Below are 3,868 nucleotides of genomic sequence, written 5' to 3' on the forward strand. Positions count from 1 at the left end.
CCGCCGGGGCTGCCGCCGGGGCTGCCGCCGGGGCTGCCGCCGGGGCTGCCGCCGGGGCTGCCGGTGATGGGCGCTCGGACGGGCCCGGGCCCTGGTGCTTCCCCAGGGGCTCCCGCGGGCACTCCCGCGAGCTCCCCTGATCACCCTCAGGCGCCGCCGCGCTCCTCGCGGATCTGCGCGACCACCCGTGCCACCGTCTGCCGCACCGCCTCCGTCTCGGTCAGGAAGTGCCAGTAGTCGGGATGCCGGCCCTCCAGCGTGGCGACCGCCCTGTCGAGCCGGGCCACGGAGTCGTCGAGCGGGCGGGCCTGCCGGGGATCGGGGGTGCTGCGGCCCGCCATGGCCAGCCGCTGCGCGTCCCGGATCGCGAACCGGGTGCGGTCGATCTCCTGCTGGGGGTCCTTCTGCACGGCGTTCAGCCGCCGCAGCCGGTCTCCGGCCGCCGACACGGCCTCGTCGGTGTTGTTCAGCAGCGCGCGCACCGTCGCCAGCAGCGAGGTCGCGTCCGGCCAGCGCTGCGCCTCACGCGCGGCCCGTGCCTCCTTCAGCCTCAGCTCGGCCTGCCGTACGTTCTCCTCGGCCTGGTCCGGCACATGCTGGAGGTCCTGCCAGCACGCCGCGGAGAACCGCCGCCGCAACTCGCTCAGCACCGGCTCCACCTGCCCCGCCCGGGTCGTCAGCGCCTGTGCGCGGGTCCGCAGGGAAACGAGCCGGTGGTCGATCTCGGCGGCCCGCTCCGGCAGCCGCGCCGCCTCCGCGCGCACCGCCTCGGCCTCCCGTGAAACCCGCTCGGCGCGCTCCAGCGTCTCCGGCACGCCGTGCTGTCCGGCGCCCTGGTTGAGCTTGGTCAGCTCGGGCCCGAGGGCGGCGAGCCGGGCGGCGAGGTCGTCGGCCCCGAGCCCCGACTGCCGTACGGAATCGAGGGCGTTCGAGGCGGCGAGCAGGGCCTGCCGGGCGCGCTCGACGGCCGGGGCCAGGCGGGCGAGCTGTGTCTCGGCCTTGCCGAGCAGTGGGCCGAGACCCTGCTCGAACCGGTCCAGCTCGGCCTTCACACGGCCCAGTTCGTCCTTCGCGGCCGTGAGTTCGCCCCGGGCCTGTGCCGCGACCGACGCCTCCAGCTCGTCCCGGTCCAGATCGTGGGCGTCGACGGCGGTGATGTACTTCTGGCTGGCCTCGTCGATCCGCCGCCCCAGCGCCTCGAAATCGGAGACCGCGCGCCGGGCGGCCGGCGAGTCGTCCACGGCCGTGATGGTCTCGATCGAGATGCGCAGGTCGCGCTGGGCGGTGTCGAGTTCGTAGAACGCCGCCGCCGCGGCGTCCTTGGCGGCCTGTGCCTCGGCGCGCTGGCCCTCGGCCCGCCCGCCGAACCAGCGCCGGGTGCCGCCTCCCGCGAAGGCCGCGGGCAGCGCGAGGGCGGCGAGCAGGGGCAGCGCGACGAGAGTGAGCACGTCACGGACGACGTACGAACGAGGACGGCTCACCGGCCGCCGCCCCGGCGGGACGTTCCGCCGAGCGGGAAGAGGGTGTGCCGGCCGCGCGCGTCGCGCGAACGGCGAGTACGGCTGCGAAGGTGTCGCCGTCACATCCCTCTCCCGTGCTGTCATCCGCCTTGCCCGGCTGTCATTCTCCCACCGGTTAAGGACGAACACACGGGCCGGTCAGTTCGCGGTTCGTACTGTGATCTTTCCGTCGCCCGTGTGCGCGGAGACCTGGTGGGCGCTCGTGTCGTCGCGGGGCACGTCCACGTCGACCGAACCGTCACCGCTCCCGGTCGTCACCCGGTAGGTGGCCCGGGGCAGCACGATCGAGACGGAGCCGTCCTGGGTGCGGGAGTCCACCAGGTCCGGCACGGTACCGAGTTCGAGCCGTACCGAGCCGTCCTCGGTACGGGCGCGCACGCTCCGCGCGTCCACGCCGACCGCCCGGATCGAGCCGTCGCCGCTGCGCAGATCGAGCGGTCCGGAGGAGTCGCTGACCCGCACCGAACCGTCCGCCGTTCGGATGCTCAGCGCCTCCTCGAAGCCCCGGGCGGTCACCCCGCCGTCCCCGTCCTCCACCTTGACGGCCGTCCCGCGGGGCACGACGATCCGGTGCCGGGCCGAGCAGTCGGCGATGACGCCCGAGCACTTCATCCGCAGCACCAGCCGGTCGTCGTCCTTCATCGCCCAGGTGACCTTCGGGTCCCCGCCGATGCTGACATGCCCCTGGAACCACCGGGTGACCTGGACCTCACCGGCCTTCGCGGAGTCCGACACCACCAGATCGAGCGCGGAGTCGTCCGAGTCGACGGTCAGGGTCCGGCCCTCCAGCGCGAAGGACCGCTGCTCGGGCTCCTTGTCGTCCCCGGCGGACGCGCCGCACGCGGTGCCGCCGAGGACGATCGCGATCACCGCACCGCCGACGGCGGCGGCACGGGTGCGTGAGGCACTGCGGGTGCGGGTCCGGGTACCGCTGCGGGTGGGTGTGCGGGCCATGATGATCTCCCCCTGGGACGGTCTGCGAGTCGCTTCGGCACGTCGACCGGAACCGGTCCGCGAAGCCTCTTCGACGTTAGGCACCGAGGAAGCCCGGCGGGATCCGGGCCGCTCCCGAATACGGGGTGGGGATAACCCCCGGGCCGATGACCCCGGGCCGTCCCGCCGGGGGACAGCCGGGCCGGGGGCAGCCTTGCCGGAGGACAGTCGTGCCGGGGGACAGCCCCGCCGGGGGGCAGCCGTGCCGGAGGACAGCCCTGCCGGGGACAGCCGGGCCGGGGACGCTGACGAGCCTTCCCGGGCGGATCCGCCCGACAGCACTCCGCTGTCGCCCACCCGAGGCGGGCGACAGCATCTGCTGCCTGCTGCCTGCTGCCTGCTGCCTGCTGCCTGCTGCCTGCTGCCTGCTGCACGGCGACCGTCCTGTCCGGGGCCCGGCGCGTCGTCCCACTCGCTCCGTCCGTCCCGGCCCGTCCCGTCCCGGTCCTGGTCGGGGCCACGCCACTCGCCGGATACGGGTTTGCGGGGCATCCCCCCGGGCAATGTAGGCTGTCGACTCGTCCTGGGCGCGTAGCTCAGTGGTAGAGCGCCGCCCTTACAAGGCGGATGTCGGCGGTTCGAAACCGTCCGCGCCCACCAGTCTCAGGACACGAACAAGGCCCAGGTCAGCCGGTGTGATTCCGGTGATCTGGGCCTCTGTCGTTTCGGACCGTTCGGGACCGCCGTGCCACTCACGTGCCAGATGGGCCGCGCGGAGGGCGCCGTACCTTCCTTTGGGCCCAGGTGGCGCCGGTACCGCCGATCAAGGAAGCAGGCTCGGAACGCTGCCAGCAGCTAGCGGCTGCTCGATCGTGCCCCTACCGTGCCCGTTCGGTCGGGAAACAGCGGGGAGCCACGGTCGCTGACGGACAACGCTCACCAGAACGGCCCCTGACCGAGTTACTTGAGTTCTAGGAGTCGTCGCAACACCCCAGTTGGGGAGTGCGATGGACTTCGAGATTCGGAACCGGTCGGTCAACCAGGGACGCCGTAGGTTGACCGAGGAACGGCGCATTTACCTTCAGCTCGTGCAACAGGGCATGAGCAGTGTGGAAGCGTGCCTGATGGTCGGGATCAACTACCGGACGGGAAAGCGGTGGCGTAACGGCCGTGCCCCGTCCGGCAGGACGGTCGGGGCGCCACCAATCCCTGCGGTGGCGCCTTCGGGTCCTTCCCGCTACCTCCGTGAAGCCGACCGGATCCATATCGCCGACCGGCTGCGGGAGAAGACCACGATCCGGCAGATCGCCGCCGAGCTGGGCCGCCGCCCCTCCACGATCAGCCGGGAGATCCGCCGCAACGGCACGGTCGACCCGCGCGGAGCCCGGCACTACCGCCGGCTGTCGGCCCAGACC

Annotated in this window: 3 protein-coding genes and 1 tRNA gene; 2 read left to right on the top strand and 2 right to left on the bottom strand. The window is 73.0% G+C overall.

Annotation, left to right across the window (positions count from 1 at the left end; translation table 11 throughout):
• Positions 1 to 146 precede the first annotated feature (146 nt).
• Positions 147 to 1,583, bottom strand: coding sequence for a hypothetical protein (locus tag ACFWBT_RS42190; protein ID WP_385709899.1), 1,437 nt, complete (start codon positions 1,581 to 1,583; stop codon positions 147 to 149).
• A gap of 75 nt (positions 1,584 to 1,658) precedes the next feature.
• The gene (locus tag ACFWBT_RS42195) at positions 1,659 to 2,474 is read right to left on the bottom strand and encodes a DUF4097 family beta strand repeat-containing protein (protein ID WP_385709902.1); all 816 of its coding nucleotides are present in this window, start codon (positions 2,472 to 2,474) and stop codon (positions 1,659 to 1,661) included.
• Between the two features lie 564 nt (positions 2,475 to 3,038).
• Here ACFWBT_RS42195 and ACFWBT_RS42200 point away from each other — a divergent pair.
• Positions 3,039 to 3,113 (top strand) — tRNA-Val (locus ACFWBT_RS42200).
• 347 nt (positions 3,114 to 3,460) lie between these two features.
• Positions 3,461 to 3,868: helix-turn-helix domain-containing protein (locus ACFWBT_RS42205; protein ID WP_385709904.1), on the top strand; the 408-nt coding region annotated here is incomplete at its 3' end.

This window comes from Streptomyces sp. NPDC060027 (assembly GCF_042737005.1).
Classification (GTDB): domain Bacteria; phylum Actinomycetota; class Actinomycetes; order Streptomycetales; family Streptomycetaceae; genus Streptomyces.